The organism is Parafrankia sp. EAN1pec (genome assembly GCF_000018005.1).
In the GTDB taxonomy this organism is placed as follows: Bacteria; Actinomycetota; Actinomycetes; order Frankiales; family Frankiaceae; genus Parafrankia; species Parafrankia soli.
This window is the reverse complement of the sequence record NC_009921.1, coordinates 2,773,948-2,791,061: the sequence shown is the minus strand read 5'-3', so window position 1 is coordinate 2,791,061 and position 17,114 is coordinate 2,773,948. Positions and strand designations below refer to the sequence as shown.

Sequence of the window (17,114 nt, the reverse complement as noted above, 5' to 3'; positions counted from 1 at the left end):
CAGGAGCGGATTCGAGACTTAGGGGGCAGCGGCAACTACAGAGCCAGTCGATGGCCGTGGTGGCGCGATGCAGGCAAGCCCGATCATCACAGTGCCAATGGCGTTGGCGGCTTCGAGTTGCAGGGGCTCCGGTTGGCCGCTCGCGATGAAGTAGAGCGACACGTGCAGAAGTATGGTGATGGAGGCCAGCCCGCCACCGAGCAATTCGAATGAATTCTTCTGGCGCGGGCGTCGGAACGCCGCTACGAGCAGGACGGTGATCAGTAGCAGGAGACATCCGATGCCGAACGCCAACAAGGCCGCGAGACTGGCTGGTGCGGGTGCTCGCGCACGTACCAGAGGCTGGAGGACGACCACCCAGCCGAGCAGGCTCAGCGAGCCGGCGAGGAGCACCGCGTCCATGACGGTGACAGCCCGCCAATGGGTGCCGTGCTGGCCGGCTCGGCGCACCGGCTCGTCCTCCGGGCTGAGTGGGTCGGTAGGAAAAGCCAGCAGCGCGGCAACGGATGCTGGAATGAACGCCAGATACGCCGGCTCCGTCCCCGACAAGGGTGGCACCGGGCTCTGGCCCGAGAACAACGCCCTGACGGAAGTGATGACCAGGCCGGCTGCCACCGTGATCCATCCGGCGAGAAGGAGCAGTCGCCAACGTCGCTCGCCGCCCCTCGCTCGCCGTGCCGACCACAGTTCGCACCCACCCTGGAACGCTATAGCGGCCATGCCGCAGGCGCGGACCACCAGGTCAGCGGTGCGCGAGGGAAGGATGAAGGAAGCGAGCATGACTGCGGGCGCGACTGCCGCCCACACACAGACTATTCGGCGGAAAACGGCCGTGCCGCAGTTCGGTGCGTCGCACTCCGCCGCGGCCGCTTGAGTGATCTCCGCGCGCGACATCGTCCTCTCCGCCTGGGATCATTTCCGCCCACCCCGCTCTGGATCGTCCTGCCAGCCGAAATGGATCGCCGCGACGAACCTCCCACCCATCCATCCAACCGAAAGCGACGCCATATATACCCAGAGTGATGGCACGTACATTAGTACGGATGGACGAAGACCACCAACGAGCCGAGGAGGCCCGATACGCCCTCCGTGCGTTCCTCGCCCCAATCCCAGTGCCGATCAGACCGAAACGGCCTGGCGATCCACCCTGGAGCCAGCCACACAGCTCGTCCATGAGCTCCGGCACGCGCTCGGCCTCCGGCCCGGTGTAGACCGGCGGATTGTCCGGCGCGCCGCGCACCCAGATCAGCCCAAGCCTGTACCAGCCAGGCCGGGCATCGGGCTGGCGGCGGCGCAGCACCACGTTCCCAGCGGACCCCCCGCGCCTGCATCAGCCTCAACGAGGATCGTCAGCGCCTCACTCAGACGCTTCCATCGCAGGCCCGTGGCCGGCTCCGGCTCGGAGATGTCGCGGTAATCTGCTCCCACAGCGCCCCTGAGCCCTACGACGAAGACCAACCGTTCCACGCCCCCGCTCGGACGGATAGTGCAATCCGCGAGAACCGTCACCGCTTCGCCGCGGGAAAGACCGGTGTTCCGATCGAAACAGAACCAGCCTTGCCGTGTCGAGGAAAGCTGGGAGGGGATGCCGGCTTCGCCCGTGCTCCCGACGCGGCGTCCAGCAGTCTTTTCCGCGCCGCCACTGCGTCGACATCGAATAGGTCTACCGGAACCGATGGCGCACCGGCCCTGAGCCAGGACGGCCCGGTGTGATGCAACTTGGCATTACATGTCTCCAGCCGGAGCGCCCGTTGTCACCGGGGGCGTCCCCCGAAGCGACAGGCGGGTTTCGGCGGGCCGACCGGGCCGACCAGCCGGGGCCCCGGTCGGGAGGATGACCGACCCGCCGGCGGCGCGGGGTGGCGCCCTGGGCGAAGCGCCGCCATCGTCCACGCCGGGTCCGACAGTTCCCGATCGTGACCATCTGAGCTGGGCAAGCTCCAACAGGCGGGCTGGCAGGCACGGTGTCAGTATTCGGCCCGGGGGACGTCGGCCCGGCTCTCCCGACGGCGTGGCGGACAGCGACCAGCCCGCGGATCAGGGGCAGCCACACGATGAACGGGCGTCCGACCGCTATCGGCCGGACGACAGCCGGCCAAGCCCGCGGGGACAGGACAACCGATGACGAGACGGCGGTGACCGGGCGAACGGCGCACGCCGCACAGCCCACCCTGGCGCGCGTCCTGAGCGGGCGGATGCTGTTGTTCCTCGTGCTCGGTGACGTCCTCGGATCGGGGATCTACGCGCTCACCGGGCAGATCGCCGCCGACGTCGGCGGGATGATCTGGGCACCGTTCCTGATCGCCTTCGCACTGGCGTTCCTCACCGGGACGGCCTACGCCGAGCTTGTCGGCAAGTACCCCCGGGCGGCCGGAGCAGCACTCTACGCCAACGAGGCGTTCCGTCGCCCGTTTCTCACCTTCATGGTCGGCTTCACCGTGCTGGCCGCCGGGATCACCTCCACCGCCACGGCCGCGCGGGCCATTGGGGGCAAATACCTCGCGGAGTTCGTGGCGGCCCCGACGGTCGTCGTCGCGGTCGTGTTCATCCTGCTGACCGCGGTCCTCAACGCCCGTGGGATCGAGGAGTCGGCCCGGGTGAACCTTGTGCTCACCGTGATCGAGCTGACCGGGCTGTTGCTGATTGTCGGGATCGGCGTGCACGCGCTGGCTACCGGTGCGGGCGAACCGGGACGGGCCTTCGAGCTGCGTGCCGAGGGGCCTGCGCCGCTCGCCCTGCTCGCCGGCACGACGCTCGCGTTCTACGCGATGCTCGGCTTCGAGAACTCGGTGAACCTCGTCGAGGAGGCCCGCCGGCCGCGCCGGGACCTGCCCCGGGCGCTGTTCGGCGGCATGTTCATCGCCGGCACGGTCTACCTGTTCGTCGCGTTCACCTGCGCGATGCTGGTGGATCCCGACATCCTCACCGGCTCCGGTGCCCCGCTGCTGGAAGTGGTGAAGGCCTCCGACGTGCCGGTGCCGTCGAAGCTGTTCGCCGCGGTCGCGCTGGTCGCGGTCGCTAACACCGCCCTGATGAACATGGTGATGGCCTCCCGTCTCGTCTACGGCATGGCTGCCCAGGGCACGATCCCGACCGTCTTCGCGCGGGTGCTGCCCGGCCGACGCACCCCGCCGATAGCGATCGGCTTCGTGACGGCCCTGACGGTGGCGCTGGCCAGCACCGGCCAGCTGGCCGGCCTTGCCGACACCACCGTCCTGCTCCTGCTGCTGGTCTTCTTCGTCGTCAACATCAGCGCGCTGGTGCTGCGTCGCGAGCCCGTCCCGCCGGGCGCCTACCGCGCCCCCACCTGGGCCCCGGCACTCGGCGCGCTGTCCTGCGCGGCGCTGGCCACCCCGCTGGTCCACCGCGAGGGCACCGTCTACCTGCGCGCCCTCGGCCTGCTCGCGCTCGCCGTCGTCCTCGTCCTTGCCCAGAAAGTTGTCAGCGGCCGGTTCCGCGCGTGTGAGTTATCTGGTGCCGCCAGACCGGCCCCGTCACAGCCCTACCCGACGGCGACGGGCACAGCCGACTTCTCTGGATCACGGACCTCCTCCCCGACAGCCTGGCGGGCCTGATCGAGGCCCGCACCGCACACGACATCAAGGAGATGAAGGAGGTACTCGAACTGTCCACCGGCACGTGATCACGACCGTCTCCCCGTTCTGCGCGGGTGACCTTCGAGGGGCCTCGTCCACTGACTGTGGCGGGAGGCGGCCTGGAGTTCGCTGTGCTCGACGACGACGGCCGGAGCAAGGTCGGCTACATGTTCCCGGGAGCCTGACCGGGAGTCGCGGGAGACACCGCCCCGGCGGCGACCGAGAGGGCCTTGGCCGTCGCCGGGTCGACCGGCAGGAACGCCTCCAACTTCAGCTCGGCGAGGGTCACATCGACGGCGGTGGCGAAGGTCGTCACGGTCGTCAGCAGGCGCAGCTCACCGCGCGATGACCCCAGGTGAAGCGGGACGGCGAAACCGAGCTGCCCGTCGGACGGCGCCAGCTCGGGGACGTACCTCGTAAGTTCGGCGCGCAGCTCCGCCACGTGGCCAAGGCACGCCAGGATGTGGCGCGCCCATTCCGCGAAGTTGCGGATGCGGGGCGCCAGGCCCTCGGGATGCAGCGCGAGGCGGTAGATGTTCTTGCCCGGACCGACCAGCTCGGGCGCCGCGCCCTCGGTGATCAGATCGAACGCGTCGTTCGCGGCGATCAGGTCGCCGTTACGGTCCACGACCAGCGCCGGGTACGGCAGGTGCCCGTGGACGATATGGTCGATCGCGGTGCGCACAGGGGCCAACACCGGGTCGTCGAGTGGGCTCTGCGGGTAGATAGGCGCGTACCCGGCAGCCAACAGCAGCTCAGCACGCTCCCGCAGCGGCAGTTCGAGTGACTCGGCCAGGCGTACGACCATGTTCCGGCCGGGGGCGGATCTGCCGGACTCGATGAAGCTGAGGTGCCGCTGGGTGGTGCCCGCCCGCAGCGCCAGGTCGAGCTGGCTGAGATGACGGCGGGTACGGCGTTCGCGTAGCGCGCGAGGGAAGTCCACTCCCGGGCAGGGTGGCCGCGCACGGCTGCCACCGAGGATGAAGAGGAGGAGGAACGGGTCGTCGGTGTTGATGTCGACCGCCGCCGGCCTTCCCGTCCCGCCTCCCGCGAGATCGGCGAAGGGCACTTTGCGCGGCATTCTCAACGACGTCGGACTGACGATCGACGAGCTCGCCCCGTAGCAGCCGCGCCCGACGACGGGGCGTCTCCTGAGCGATCACCCGTCAGCCCGCGAATCGGACATCCGCAATGCTCGGCGTCGACCAGATGTCGAGCAGTAACGCCACGTGTCGTCTGAGGGCGTCGACGACGAGGACTGCGGGGTGCGGATCCACCTGGCTTCACGATGAAGCAGGACCTTCCGGGATCGTTCACTGCCGCGTCTCGCGGGCGTAGCGGGCGGGCGTGACGCCGAAGGCATCCCGGAACGCGGCGGTGAAGGCGCTCGGGTTGCTGTAGCCACAGGCAAACGCGACGGTGGTGACCGGCTCACCCCCGGCGAGCAGGGTAAGGCCATGGTGCAGCCGGAGCTGGGCCCGCCACTGCGGGAAGGTCATCCCGGTCTGACGGCGGAACAGGCGGCTCAGGGTACGTTCGCTCGCCCCTACGGCGGCGCCGAGCTCGGCCAGGGTCCGCGGATCGGCGGGGTCAGCGGCCAGCGCCGCCGTGAGAGCGACGAGGCGGTCGTCGCGCGGCTGGGGCAGGCAAAGCCGCAGCTCGGTCACCGGCCGCAGCGAGCGCAGCAGGACGGCGGTCAGGTCGCGGCGGTCGGCGCCGGCCAGGCCCGTCGCGGTGAGCGCCCGGATGATCTCACGCAGCAGGGCGGGTACTGCGACCACGGTCGGGTCGGGGGAACCGAACGGGTCGTCCACGTCCGAGAAGGCCAGTGAGTGCATGTGTGTGGGGCCGTGCGCCTGGTGCGCGTGCGCCACACCGGCCGGCAGCCACACAGCCCGCAGCGGCGGCACCACCCACGAACCGACCCGGGTCACCACTCGCAGGACCCCGGTGCCCGGATAGATGAGCTGGTGGTCGGTGTGGTCGTGCCAGTCGATCCGTTCCCGGTCCGTCAACCGCCGCAGCTCGGGCCCGGCCAGGAAACGGCGGTTCATCGACAGAACTCTACGGCCTGGCGGTGGCCCGCCGCCCGAGTCGACGCCCATGCTGGCGGTCCGCCCTCGAAGAACCGACGTCAGGGAGACCGTCATGACCGTGCCGCACCGGATTTCCGCCCCCGACGGCTGCGTTCTCGTCACGGAGGTGAGCGGGCATGGCTCGGTCGTGGTGCTGCTGCACGCGGGCGGTCCCGACCGACACAGTCTCGATCCGTTCGCCCGGCGGCTGGCCGGCCGTCACACGGTCGTGCAGCCGGACATCCGGGGCTACGGCGGCTCCGTCTGCCGCGACCCGGCTCGCCACACCTGGGACCAGTACGCCGTCGACGTCCTCACGGTGCTCGACGGGCTCGCCGAGGCCGGCGTGGTGGCGGCGAACGTGGGTGTGGTGGTGGCCGGGGTCGGGCTTGGCTCCACGATTGCGCTTCGCCTGGCCATCGCCCGGCCCGACCGGGTCGCGGCGGTGGTGGCCCTCGGCGTCGAGGACATCGAGGACGACGAGGCCAAGGCAGCCGAGATCGCGTATTTCGACGCGTTCGCCGACCGCGTCCGCGACGAGGGGCTGGCTGCCGCCTGGGCGCCGATCGTCGCCAGGCTGCCGCCGGTCGTCGAGGCGATGGTCACCGACGCGATCCGACGCAGCGACCCGGCCAGCATCGCCGCAGCCGCGTCCATCGCGCGGGACCGTAGCTTCCGCCACGTCGACGACCTGGCAGCAGTCCGGGTGCCGGCGCTGGTCTTCGCCGGCACCGACTGGCGCCACCCACGCGCGCTCGCCGCGGCGGCCGCGCGGGTGATGCCTGCGGCCACGATGGCGATGGCCGAGATCGGGCCGGCCGTCCGGACCGGAAAGGAACTGGCCGACGCGCTCATGCCGGAGCTGCTGGACTTCCTCGACGGTCCGGCGGCCGTGCCCGACGCACGGACGACCACCGCGCGACCGGCCGAGGCGACGAGACGCCTGGCGTGACCGCCGCCGACGGCCCGCGGGCGGCGGCGCTCCCCGCTCCGGCCGCGGTCACCCCCGGGCTTGGCCTGCCGGCGGCGGCGTCGTCGGCGACACCCTGGCGGCGGATGCGGATGTGGGCCGCAGCCCACGCCGTAGACGATCTTTATCAGGGACTGGTGCCGGCGAGTGTTCCGTACTTCGTCCTCGAGCGGAACTACGGCTACCTCGCCGCCTCCGGGTTGACACTGGCCGCGGCGCTGGGCAGTGCGCTGCCGCAACCAGTGATCGGCCTGCTCGTCGACCGCCGACGGGTCGGCCCGCTGGCCGCAGTCGGCGTGATTCTCGCCGGGCTCGGCGTCGGACTCGCCGGGCTCGTGCCCGGCTACGCCCTGACCTGGTCGCTGGTGCTGCTTTCCGGGATCGGCGTGGCGATGTTCCACCCCGCGGCCGGGCGGGCGGCTCGGATCGACGCGGGTGACAGCACGGCGGCGATGAGCATCTTCGCCGCCGGTGGCAGCGTCGGATTCTTCCTGGCTCCCGTCCTCGCCACCCCGGCGCTGGCCACCCTGGGCCTGGCCGCCACGGCGCTGTTCATCCTTCCCGCGGTGCTCGTCGGCTTCGTGCTGCTACGGGCCCACCAACGGCAGGCGGCGGCCGCGAAGGTGGCGGCGGTCACCACGGCCGGCGGCAAGGATCTCTGGAGCCCCTTCCTCCTCCTCACCACGGTCGAGATCGCGCGGTCGGTGCTCTTTTTCGGCGTGAACACGTTCATCGAGCTGTACTGGCTCCGCCATCTGCACGCGGGTCACACCGCGGCCGGCGCCGCGCTGGCCTGCTTCCTGGCCGGCGGGGTCGCCGGCACACTGGCCGGCGGGCGGGTCGCCGACCGCGCCGGTGCCGTGCGCACGGTCCAGGCCGGCACCGCGCTGGCGATCCCGACGCTGGTCGCACTGCGTGCCGCGCCCGGCCCGGGAACCGCGCTACTGGCCGCCATGACCGCCGGAGTGGCCATCAACATTCCGTTCTCGGTGCTCGTCAAGCTGGGTCAGGACTACCTGCCGACCCGACCGGGAACCGCCGCCGGTGTCACCCTGGGGCTCGCTGTCAGCATCGGAGGTCTTGGGGCACCGGGTCTGGGGGCGATCGCCGACGCATGGGGAATCGCCGCGGTGTTCTCGGTCCTCTGCCTCGTCCCGGTGCCGGGTCTGCTCCTGGCCACGTTCCTGCCCGAGATCCGGCCGGCACCACCGCAGGACGCACAGGAACGGAGGCGCCCGGCCTGAGCAGACGTCACCCGTCCATGAGGCTGGCGGCCGCCGTCGCTCCGAGCTCCCAGCAGGCCTCGCGCGCGGCGGCGTCCACCTCGCCGACGATCGACAGCGGCTCGCGCAGGCGCTTCCACTTCAGTCCGGTCGTGATGGTCTCGACGCCGCGAATCGCACCGGTCGTGTCGCTGTTGCCGTGGACGTAGAGCGCGTAGGGCCGTCCGGCGGTGGCCTCCAGCACCGGGTAGTAGATCGTGTCGAAGAACTTACGGAAAGTCGCGTGCTTCGCGCGGTCACGCTACGGGTTTCCACGAGGTCACCGCCTCGGTGACGCCGAGCTCCGGGGCCGGTCCTTTCGGCGAGATCCGAGGCCCGGGACTCGCAAGCATCAGCGGCCGTCTCCCGGACGAGGGCAGTCCGGTCGCGAGAACGGGGCGCTCCACCCAGGCAATACTGTCACTCAGGGCACCAGTCAGGTCACAACAGGATAGATTGGAAGGCGACGTCCGGACGAGGCCCGCGCCACGGTAGCCACCACCACGGAAAGGATCGAACTGCCGGGATGGGAGGGGACAGCGGGACACGGCCCGCACGGATACGGTCAGGCTCGGGAGCCCGGTACCCTACGCACCGACTGTGGGCACTGATCGCGTCGATCCTCCTCACGATCGGGGGCATCGCTGTCCTCGCCTTCAGCACAGCCGCGGACAGCGAATACTACGGATCAAACTCGACCTACAACAACGATTACTCGGATCCTCCGCACATCCCATTGGTCGCGCTTTCCCTCTTCCTGATGCTGCCGATAGGAACGATTCTCACCTGCCTACTCGGCTGGGACCTCCATCGTCATCGACGACGGGCATCGGGCAGGTTCACGGCCAGCGAACGGTGGGAGATAGATCGCATGCAGGCTTGGCGTGCGGAGCTGCATCAAAATTGGGTCTACGCCCGCGGCCTGCTCCATCATCTGGCCACCGGTCATGGCATGCAGGAGCTGCGTACATGGGACCCGTTATGCGCCCAGACGAACGCGTCTATCTGCATATTCCAGCGTATTACTCGCGCTTCTACGGTACCGATCCCGTCTACGTCCACACGACCGGGGTCTTCCTTGGTAGCGCACCCTTCATGGCCGCCGGATACGCGCTGACCGCGCTGGGCAATCACAGCCGTCGTCAGGCCGCGCTGGCAGCCTCGATTCCGCAGTGGCGGGAATTCACGACAGCAACCGTCCTCGTGACCAGCGAAAGGATATTGTGCGAGGTCAGCGGCCGCTGGCTGTCCTTCTTTCCGCACCAGGCAGTGGCCATCTATCCGGATCCGGCCGACTGGTCGATAGTCCTCGACTTCGGAGACATCGAACCACTTCGCCTCTCGGGCCTGAACGGTCCTACCCTGGCTGTCGCAATCGTGTGGATCGTCTACGGCCACTCGGCGCTGGCGGAACATCCAGGACTGGAGCCCCTTCGCCGCCAACAGTAGGCGCCAGTCGTGTATGCACCGGGTCGAGCCTGCTTGCGCGACAGCGCGTTGCAGAGCCGGCACGCTGCGAGGCCATCCGAAAGCGGGGCGGAAGGTCCACTACGAGACCAGCGCAGCGTACCATGCAACATGGCACCGGTAGGAGGCGAGCAGCGTCTCCGAAAATCCGGGTAGTTCACTCGTAACGATCTTGCTGGAGATACTCGCTTTCATCTCAATGCCACTTAAGCAGCACGATCCGGCCAGCCTGATCAACAACAGCCTCCATGAAATACGAGTCGATGCGCGAGACCCTCGACCTCCTGTCAGACGACGAGGCTCTCGCGGATCTGCGGCAGTCACGGGACGACTTCGCCGCAGGCGACACCTCCGCCTTGAGCGAGGTCGTGGCCGAACTGGAGCAGCGGCGGGCCGGGGACGAGTGATGGCCGCCAGCGGCCCACCCTACGAGGTCGCGCTGTCACGCAGGGCACGGAGAAACCTCCACGAGGACCTGCCACTGGAGGTCGCAGCCGCCGCGCTGGAGACGATCCAGCGGGCGATCGCCATGAACCCACACCGGGTCGGAAAACCGTTGGACGAGCCCTTCGACGGCTTCTACTCGGCGCGCCGCGGGACCTACCGCATCATCTACCGGATCGACGCGGCCAAGCACCCGGTAGAGATCCACTCCATCCGGCACCGGCGAGACATCTACCATCTGTGAGTCCCAGAACGCTTCAGGACGCCCTGGCCACGGTCACGGGCGTGCTCGGCGCCCCAGCCCTCGTCTGCGTCCTTGGCCTGGCCCGCGCGATCAACGCCATCAGTGCCTGCACACTGATCGCGGCCCCCTGACATGGCGACTGCTCTCGAACCCGCAGGAGAGCGGCCTCAGTCCGCGTGGGCGCTGAACTGGAAGATAACGCGCTCCCCCTCGCCCACAGGCTCCTGGAAGTTGGCGAAGTAGCGTTCCAGAAGATCGTCGGAGACGGTGACGCTGTTCGCGTCGTTCCGCTGGTTGCGGATCGCCAATCGACGCCGGAGAGTCTCCAGGTCGGCCGGCAGGAAGACGAGTACCCATCGACATCCGTGGCTTTCGATCGCGGCCTTGTATTGATCGCGGGTGCCCCGGCTCCAGAAGCTGTAGTCGATGACTATCGGAACCTTCGCCTTCATCAAACGGACCAGATTGCCCCACAACCGCCGCTCGGCGGTCGACTTGAGATGCTCGTACTCCGCCGGGTCGAGTTCAGCCCCATCGCGGCCGGTCCATGTCCACACAATCTCGTCGATCGAGAGTCGGGCATAGCCGCGACGCTCAAGGGCCCGCGCATACGTGCTCTTGCCCGAGCCAGGCAGACCGCACATCATCACGACGAGACCACGCTCTGTCCCGACAAGGTCCGGGAGAAGAGCCGCACCATCCACCATGGCGAGGCTACAGGATGCCGAAGGCCCCAGTCCGTACCAGACGGCGAGCCACGAGATGCCAAGGGTCGCTGGACTACACGTCGGGCATCAGACTGGCCGCGGTCATAGCGCCGAGTTCCCAGCAGGCTTCATGCGCGGTTGCGTCGGCCTCGCCGATGACCGTGAGTGGCTCGCGCAGGCGTTTCCATTTCAGCCCGGTGGCGATGGTCTCGACTCCACGGATCGCTCCGGTCGTGTCGCTGTTGCCATGGACGTAGAGGGCGTACGGGCGACCGACCGTCGTCTCAAGCACGGGATAGTAGATCTGGTCGCAGAACCTGCGGAAAGTCGCGTGCGCCGAGCAGCCACACTGCGCGTCGGGTGAGGCTCGCCGTCGCAGTGGCGCGAGATCTCGCAGCGTCCGCTCATCGACGAGGGTCTCGGTGCCACCCGGCATGGCGGGCACGCGCGAGCCCGCCGCCAGCTACGGGAGGCGAAGCTCGGCTGCGCGCACCTGCAGGTCGCTCAGGACCTTGACGGCGAACGGCGAGAACGGTTCGCCGTCGTCCGCCTTCATCCGGCGTTCGAAGGCGACGCTGAAAGCGAGCATGCCGACCTCTGGTCACCGGCGGGCCCGGCTGGATCGGCTCGGCCGTCGTCCCCGAACTCCTCGGCGCTGGCCATGGATCGGGCGGCGGCGCCCTCGACCGGTCACCGCCGTCGGCGGGTGGGCATCATTTCTCCGCCGTGTCGACATGGGACCTGGCCCGGGGCGGGTGAACGTGTCGCAGGGCGTGTGTCATCCGGTCGACGAGGAGCGCCTCCCCGTCGACCATCGACGGCGCGAGGTGGCTGTTGATCTCGAGCGACACCAGGCCATGCAGGGTGCCGAACAGGCCCAACAGGCGGTGCTGGTCGTCGGTGGGCAGCGTGGCGAACTCCACCAGCCGGTCGCCGCATCCCTCCGCCTCCCCGACCGCTAGCAGGAACGGCCGATAGACCGTCTGTTCGGCGGTCCCGGTGGGTCCGTCCGGCGGTGCCGCGTATCCGGGCAGCTGGTCGGTCCAGATCAGGTTGAACCGCCGGGGGTTGGCGACGGCCCAGGCCCGGTATGCCCGGACGCAGGCGAGGAGCCGGTCGACGGGCTCGGCGCCCGCGCTGTCGTCGAACGCCTGGCGAACAGCGTCGGCGAGACTCTGGAAGCTCGCCGTGATCAGCGCGGTGAACAGGTCGTCGAGGCTGCCGAAGTAGGTGTAGAGCGAGGCCGGGTTCATGCCGACCTCGCGGGCGACGCCCCGCCACGACACGTTGCCCGGGCCGCCCTCGTCGAGCTGGCGGCGGGCGACGGCGGTGATCTCCGTGACGAGCTCCCGACGCTGCCGGTCACGTCGGGACTCCGCGGAGGTGCTCACAGCACCGAGCCTAGCCGAACAAGCTTGATCTTTCGAACGCCATTGACTCGCCAAACGGTGTTTGGCTATGTTCTTCAAACAGTGTTCGAACTTCGAATGATGATTGGAGATGGTGGAGAGGTGCACCTCCTCGACGCCCCCGTCGTCCTCGGCGCGGGCCCCGTCGGCCGGTCGGTCGCGGCCGCGCTCGTGGCCCGCGGGATCCGTCCGCGCGTCGTCACCAGATCGGGAACCACGATCGACGGGGCCGAGCCCTGCCAGGCCGACCTGGCCGACCCCGACGGCGCCCGTGCCGCGGTCGGCGGCGCCACCGTGGCCTTCCAATGCGCCCAACCGGCCTACCACCGGTGGCGGAAGGACTTCCCGGACATCCAGCGATCCGTCGTCCGCGCCTGCGAGGCGAGTGGCGCGGTACTCGTGGCGATCGAGAACCTCTACGGGTACGGGCCGGTGTCCGTGCCCATGACCGAGGACCTCCCGATGAGGCCGACCACCCGGAAGGGCGCGGTGCGCGCCGCCATGTGGACCGAGCTGCTCGACGCTCACCGGTCCGGCCGGGTCCGCGCCGCGGCGGTTCGGGCCAGCGACTTCTTCGGCGCCGGGGTGCGCGACTCGGCGTTCGGCGAACGGTTCTTCGCCCCGCTCGTCTCCGGTGGGAAGGCCCAGATCCTTGGCTCACCGCAGGCGCGGCACGCGATCACCTACGTGCCCGACCTCGCCGAGGCGGCGGTACGCGTGGCTGAGGATCCCTCAGCCTGGGGGCGAGCCTGGCATGCGCCGACCGCTCCAGCGATCACTCAGCTCGCCCTCGTCGAGGCCGCCGCGCGCGCCGCCGGCGTGGCGCCCGCCTTCGTCGCGGTGAAGCCGTGGCAGTTGCGCCTCGTCGGTGCCGTCAACCCCGGCGCCCGGGAGACGGTGGAAATGCTCTACGAGTTCGACCGCGACTTCGTCGTGGACTCGTCGGCCTTCGAGACCCACTTCGGCCAGCGGCCGACGCCGCTGGACCGCGCGCTCGCCGAGACGGCCGCGTGGTACCGGCGGGCGCAGACCTGACACCAGGACCCGCCTGCCCGGCAGTCCCGCACCCGCCGGTCGGCCGTCACGCCCGGCTCCGTCGAGTCGAACCCCTCCAGGAGACACCCACCATGGTCACCGCCGCCCCAGCCCTCGACGTTCCGTCGACACGGCGCACCCAAGGCCTGATCGCGATCATCGTGAGCCTGCTCATCTTCGTTCCACTGCTCGTCCTCGGCGCGGCCATTGGCTGGCCCGGTTCGCTCGGTGACCCGGCGGACGTCGCGCTGCCCCGGCTCCTCGACCACGAAGCCGCCACCAGGTTGGGCTACCTCGCCTACCTGACGTACAGCGTTGCCTTCTTCCCGGTTGCGGCGAGCATCTCGACATGGCGCCGAGAAGGATCCGCCACGCTCACGCTCGGGATCGCGGTCGGTGCCGCAGCGGTATCCGCCCTCGCCCGGACCATCGGCATCACGCGGTGGCTGTCTGCCGCGTTCCCGCTCGCCGAGCAGTGGCAGGGGACCACGTCCGCGACCTCGCGCGAGGCTCTCGCCATCCAGTTCGACACCCTCAACAACTTCGCGGGCGCCGTCGGCGAGACCCTCGGGGTCAGCATTTTCGCCGCCGTCTGGCTGGGCGCGACGGTCGCCGGGCCGGCACTTCCCCGGTGGGCACGCATCACTGGCGCGCTGGTGCTCGTCCCGCTCACCGCACCGGCGATCGAACTCGCCGGCGTCGACGCGGGCATCCTGGTGTCGCTGTCCAGCGCCGCGATCACGATCTGGCTGCTCGCCGTCGGAATCGCGATGATGCGAGACCGCCCGCCGGCCGCCCCGCCCTCCCCCAGTACGGCGACCGAGGTGCCCGCCGTTTCCCGGACAGCGCCGCGGTGATCGTGAAGCTCCGATCATCGCCGCCGACGCGCCAGACGAGCCCTTGCATATCCGATCGGATACGCAAGGACTGCCGGGGAGGGACGCGGAGTGGAGCAGACCACGAACCACCCGATCGTGTCGCAGTCGCCACTCTGGCGGGACGGCTGGCGCCCAGCGTCGCCGGGCCGCCCCCGGGTTGGGTCAGTCAGACCGCACGCGCCGTCCTGTCGGGCCTGAGGCCCGACTGATCCCGCGTCGAGGCGAGGCTTGAGCGGGCGATGCGACGTCAGCACCCGGCCGTCTTCATCATCTCGGAGTAGTACCTGTCGCCTGCGCTAGCGCCGTGCCGCGCCGCGCCGCGCCGCGCTGTCCAGGTCGGCCAGGTCGTCCGGGGTGAGCACGATATCCGCGGCGGCGATGTTCTGCTCCAGATAGCCGCGGCGACGGGTGCCAGGATGGCGACGATGTCCTCACCCCGGGCGAGTACCCAGGCGAGCGCCAGCTGGGCAGGTGTGATGCCCTTCTCCATGGCCAGTCGAGCCACCCGCTCGACCAGGGCCAGATTGGCGGCCAGGTTGTCACCTGGAAACGCGGGAACGCGGTCCGGCGCAGGTCGGTCTCGTGGAGGTCCTGGGCGTCGCGGATGGTGCCGGAAAGCGGCCCCCACCCGAGGGGGCTGCGCCCTGGCTACCCGGCGAACGCTGCTGCAGCATGTCGGATTCTTTGCGGAAGGCGGGCTGCCGAGATTGCGACGCCTCATGAGCTGGCGGCTACCCACGGCGACCTTCGCGCCACTCTGGCATGCGACTCGCACGCGCCCTGATCGTCGGCCTTGACAATCAACCCGCGGCCGGCCGGTAGACGGCCCGCTGCTCCATCCTCACGGATGACGCGCTCCGCCGGTGCCGTCGTTTCCCGACACCGACCCGGCTGCTCAGCTCAGCCAGTCGTCAGTCGCGAGCCAGATCGCTGCCTGCGCTGAACGCCGGAGCATCCTGCGGCAGCGGAACGGACACAGTCGAGCGGGGTGAAGCGGTCCGGCCGGGCAACACGGGCAGGTGACGGGCCAGGGCGAGGGCTGCGAGTACAGCGACGAGGAGGCATACGCCGTCCCATCCCAGGCTGTAGTAGGCGCGGACAGCCAGCCACGAGCCGACACTGCCGCCGAGGAAGGCGCTGGTCATGTAGGCGGTGTTGAGCCTGCTGCGCATTCTGGGCCGCAGCGCGAAGATCCGCGCCTGGTTGGCCACCTGTCCCGACTGCATGGCCACGTCGAGCACGAGCATGCCGAGCGTCAACCCGACCAGCCCGACCGCGCCTCCCAGGCGTCCGCTGGTGAGCAGCCCGGCCGCCGCGATCGCGCCGACCATGCTGACCAGGTTGACCACGTCGGGGCCGCGCCGGTCGACCAGGCGCCCGGCGACCGGTGTGCAGAACATGCTGGCCGCGCCGACCAGGGCTATCAGGCCGATCTCTGACGCTCCCAGCTTGTACGTGGATCCGGTGACATACAGGGCGATGCTGGTCCAGGCTCCGGTGAAGCCGGCGAAGACGAGCGCCTGATACAGGCAGGAGCGGCGCAGGTCCGGCTCGGTTCGCAGCAGCCGCACGGAGGTCGCCAGCAGAGCTGGATAGCGCTCCCGTGACGAGGGAGTCGTGGTGGGCAGGGTAACGGCCAGGACGATAGCGAGCAGCAGCACAAGGGAGGATGTGACCAGGTAGGGTGCCCGCCAGCCGAGCCACTGGCCGAGCCCGCCGCTGAAACTGCGGGCCAGCAGGATGCCGCCGATCAGGCCGCTGAGCAACGTTCCGGTCACCGCGCCGCGCCGGTTCTCCGGCATGAACCCGACGGTCATCGGAATGATGATTTGCGGAACGACGGTCGTCAGGCCGACCAGGCCGCTCGCGATGATCAGCACAGGCAGCGTCTGCGCGGTGCCGGCCAGGAGCAGCCCGAGGCTGACCACGACCAGCAGGGTGACGAGCAGCCCGCGGGGCACCAGCCGATCGCCGAGGGGTACCAGCAGGAAGATCCCGGCCGCGTATCCGAACTGGCTGGCGGTCACGACCGTCGCCGCCGCGCTGCGGGACACGTGCAGGCCGTCCGCGATGAGCGGGCTGATGGCCTGCGGGAAGTAGATGTTCGCCACGCCGATGCCACAGGACAGGGCAAGCAGAAAGATCATCCGATGGGAAAGTCCGCCGGGGCTTGAGGGGACGTTCGACATCGCGACCTCACATCCTGGAACCAGTTTAATAGGTTCCTCGACGGTACCAGCTAAACCGGTTCACGCAGTAGAGTCCTGACCATGTCCGTTCCAGCGCCCGACGACCGCTTCCGCGGCGGCGCCGGGCGGTTGTGTCTCGACTTCATCCGGACTCTTCGCCACCGCGGCCAGCCCGAGGAGTCCGAGGAGTTGCCGGACACGGCCGCGCTGAGTGCCTGGGTCGGCCAGTTCGGCCCCTGGCCTTACGTCCCGAAGCCCGCGAGCGCGGGTCAGGACGCCCTGGCACGGGAGCTGCGCGAGGCGATCCATGAGCTGATCGCGGCGACCCGCGGCCCGCAGGGTCCCTCCGGGTTCTCCTCGCGGGAACGGGGGACGGTCAACGCCACGGCGCTGTTGCCCGTCCCCGCGCCCCAGCTTGAGAAGTCCGGCGGTATCCGCTGGCACGCGGCCGACCCGACGTTGGCGACGCTCGCCCTGATCGCGCGGGACGCTCTCGACCTCGTCAGCTCTCCGGCCATCGCGCGGGTCCACGAGTGCGCCAACGACGACTGCCACGCGCTGTTCCTGGACAGCTCCCGCCCCGGGACCCGTCGCTGGTGCTCGATGAACACCTGCGGGAACAAGGCCAAGAAGGAGAACTTGCGCGGCAGGGGGGCGGCTACCCTCGCCGGAGGATGAGCGCGCTCACCCGCTCGGCGAGCATCGTGACCGGCCCGTGGGTGTGGGCCCGCACGATGCTCGGCATCGCGGACGCGTCGACGACGCGCAGCCCGGGCGTGCCATGGACCCGGAGAACGGGTCCACTACCGAGGCCGGGCCGGCGCCCATGCGGCAGGTG

General features: G+C 69.7%; 20 protein-coding genes and 1 pseudogene. 10 read left to right on the top strand and 11 right to left on the bottom strand.

The window, feature by feature from the left end:
• Window positions 1-18: 18 nt before the first annotated feature.
• Window positions 19-894 carry a hypothetical protein gene (locus FRANEAN1_RS43210; RefSeq protein ID WP_049795627.1) on the bottom strand — a complete coding sequence of 292 codons (876 nt, stop codon included), beginning with the start codon at window positions 892-894 and terminating at the stop codon, window positions 19-21.
• A gap of 1,241 nt (window positions 895-2,135) precedes the next feature.
• Between FRANEAN1_RS43210 and FRANEAN1_RS11495 the strand changes: the two genes are divergently transcribed.
• Window positions 2,136-3,575 (top strand): APC family permease, encoded by a 1,440-nt coding sequence (locus FRANEAN1_RS11495; protein WP_347177089.1) that lies wholly within the window; start codon window positions 2,136-2,138, stop codon window positions 3,573-3,575.
• Between the two features lie 184 nt (window positions 3,576-3,759).
• Here the strand turns inward: FRANEAN1_RS11495 and FRANEAN1_RS11490 are convergent, their stop codons facing one another.
• Both FRANEAN1_RS11490 and FRANEAN1_RS11485 read right to left on the bottom strand, forming a co-directional pair.
• The gene (locus tag FRANEAN1_RS11490) at window positions 3,760-4,539 is read right to left on the bottom strand and encodes a helix-turn-helix transcriptional regulator (RefSeq protein ID WP_041255773.1); all 780 of its coding nucleotides are present in this window, start codon (window positions 4,537-4,539) and stop codon (window positions 3,760-3,762) included.
• A gap of 370 nt (window positions 4,540-4,909) precedes the next feature.
• Entirely contained in the window at window positions 4,910-5,650 is a 741-nt protein-coding gene (locus FRANEAN1_RS11485; RefSeq protein ID WP_049795626.1) for a helix-turn-helix transcriptional regulator, read from the bottom strand.
• A gap of 94 nt (window positions 5,651-5,744) precedes the next feature.
• Here FRANEAN1_RS11485 and FRANEAN1_RS11480 point away from each other — a divergent pair, with 94 nt between their 5' ends.
• On the top strand, window positions 5,745-6,623 hold the full coding sequence (locus FRANEAN1_RS11480) for an alpha/beta hydrolase (RefSeq protein ID WP_020459937.1): 879 nt from the start codon (window positions 5,745-5,747) through the stop codon (window positions 6,621-6,623).
• A 104-nt stretch (window positions 6,624-6,727) separates the two neighbouring features.
• Window positions 6,728-7,885 (top strand): MFS transporter, encoded by a 1,158-nt coding sequence (locus FRANEAN1_RS11475; RefSeq protein ID WP_347177222.1) that lies wholly within the window; start codon window positions 6,728-6,730, stop codon window positions 7,883-7,885.
• Window positions 7,886-7,892: 7 nt separating this feature from the next.
• Here FRANEAN1_RS11475 and FRANEAN1_RS11470 read toward each other — a convergent pair whose 3' ends face one another.
• A complete protein-coding gene (locus tag FRANEAN1_RS11470; protein WP_020459935.1) occupies window positions 7,893-8,108 on the bottom strand; it encodes a hypothetical protein in 216 nt (71 codons plus the stop codon).
• A gap of 776 nt (window positions 8,109-8,884) precedes the next feature.
• Between FRANEAN1_RS11470 and FRANEAN1_RS11465 the strand changes: the two genes are divergently transcribed.
• From FRANEAN1_RS11465 to FRANEAN1_RS43205, 4 genes are all read left to right on the top strand, one after another.
• Window positions 8,885-9,352, top strand: a complete 468-nt coding sequence (locus tag FRANEAN1_RS11465; RefSeq protein WP_049795625.1) for a hypothetical protein — start codon at window positions 8,885-8,887, stop codon at window positions 9,350-9,352.
• Between the two features lie 266 nt (window positions 9,353-9,618).
• Window positions 9,619-9,777 (top strand): hypothetical protein, encoded by a 159-nt coding sequence (locus FRANEAN1_RS42100; protein WP_198145489.1) that lies wholly within the window; start codon window positions 9,619-9,621, stop codon window positions 9,775-9,777.
• Entirely contained in the window at window positions 9,777-10,058 is a 282-nt protein-coding gene (locus FRANEAN1_RS11460) for a type II toxin-antitoxin system RelE/ParE family toxin (protein WP_020459933.1), read from the top strand. The genes FRANEAN1_RS42100 and FRANEAN1_RS11460 overlap by 1 nt, the downstream gene beginning before the upstream one ends.
• Entirely contained in the window at window positions 10,055-10,189 is a 135-nt protein-coding gene (locus FRANEAN1_RS43205; protein ID WP_347177088.1) for a hypothetical protein, read from the top strand. Before FRANEAN1_RS11460 ends, FRANEAN1_RS43205 begins: the two co-directional genes overlap by 4 nt.
• Before the next feature lie 36 nt (window positions 10,190-10,225).
• Here the strand turns inward: FRANEAN1_RS43205 and FRANEAN1_RS11455 are convergent, their stop codons facing one another.
• The 4 genes from FRANEAN1_RS11455 to FRANEAN1_RS11445 form a co-directional block, all read right to left on the bottom strand.
• Entirely contained in the window at window positions 10,226-10,765 is a 540-nt protein-coding gene (locus FRANEAN1_RS11455) for an ATP-binding protein (RefSeq protein WP_020459932.1), read from the bottom strand.
• 73 nt (window positions 10,766-10,838) lie between these two features.
• Window positions 10,839-11,210: a hypothetical protein gene (locus tag FRANEAN1_RS43200; RefSeq protein ID WP_347177087.1), complete on the bottom strand. Its 372-nt coding sequence runs from the start codon at window positions 11,208-11,210 to the stop codon at window positions 10,839-10,841.
• An 18-nt stretch (window positions 11,211-11,228) separates the two neighbouring features.
• Complete coding sequence (locus tag FRANEAN1_RS43195) at window positions 11,229-11,354, bottom strand: hypothetical protein (RefSeq protein WP_347177086.1); 126 nt, start codon at window positions 11,352-11,354, stop codon at window positions 11,229-11,231.
• A gap of 124 nt (window positions 11,355-11,478) precedes the next feature.
• A complete protein-coding gene (locus FRANEAN1_RS11445; protein WP_020459930.1) occupies window positions 11,479-12,156 on the bottom strand; it encodes a TetR/AcrR family transcriptional regulator in 678 nt (225 codons plus the stop codon).
• A gap of 120 nt (window positions 12,157-12,276) precedes the next feature.
• On the opposite strand from FRANEAN1_RS11445, the gene FRANEAN1_RS11440 reads away from it, so the two are divergent.
• Entirely contained in the window at window positions 12,277-13,209 is a 933-nt protein-coding gene (locus FRANEAN1_RS11440) for an NAD-dependent epimerase/dehydratase family protein (protein WP_041254030.1), read from the top strand.
• Between the two features lie 92 nt (window positions 13,210-13,301).
• Window positions 13,302-14,066, top strand: a complete 765-nt coding sequence (locus FRANEAN1_RS11435) for a DUF4386 family protein (RefSeq protein ID WP_020459928.1) — start codon at window positions 13,302-13,304, stop codon at window positions 14,064-14,066.
• Window positions 14,067-14,334: 268 nt separating this feature from the next.
• Here the strand turns inward: FRANEAN1_RS11435 and FRANEAN1_RS40850 are convergent, their stop codons facing one another.
• Together FRANEAN1_RS40850 and FRANEAN1_RS11425 are read right to left on the bottom strand one after the other, a co-directional pair.
• Window positions 14,335-14,592: a hypothetical protein gene (locus tag FRANEAN1_RS40850; RefSeq protein WP_198145488.1), complete on the bottom strand. Its 258-nt coding sequence runs from the start codon at window positions 14,590-14,592 to the stop codon at window positions 14,335-14,337.
• 406 nt (window positions 14,593-14,998) lie between these two features.
• Window positions 14,999-16,276 carry an MFS transporter gene (locus FRANEAN1_RS11425; protein WP_020459926.1) on the bottom strand — a complete coding sequence of 426 codons (1,278 nt, stop codon included), beginning with the start codon at window positions 16,274-16,276 and terminating at the stop codon, window positions 14,999-15,001.
• An 81-nt stretch (window positions 16,277-16,357) separates the two neighbouring features.
• Between FRANEAN1_RS11425 and FRANEAN1_RS11420 the strand changes: the two genes are divergently transcribed.
• A complete protein-coding gene (locus FRANEAN1_RS11420; protein WP_020459925.1) occupies window positions 16,358-16,954 on the top strand; it encodes a CGNR zinc finger domain-containing protein in 597 nt (198 codons plus the stop codon).
• On the opposite strand, the pseudogene FRANEAN1_RS38475 reads toward FRANEAN1_RS11420, so the two are convergent.
• Window positions 16,935-17,113, bottom strand: a pseudogene (locus FRANEAN1_RS38475) (GMC oxidoreductase); the annotation flags it as partial. The gene FRANEAN1_RS11420 and the pseudogene FRANEAN1_RS38475 overlap by 20 nt on opposite strands.
• Window position 17,114 lies beyond the last annotated feature (1 nt).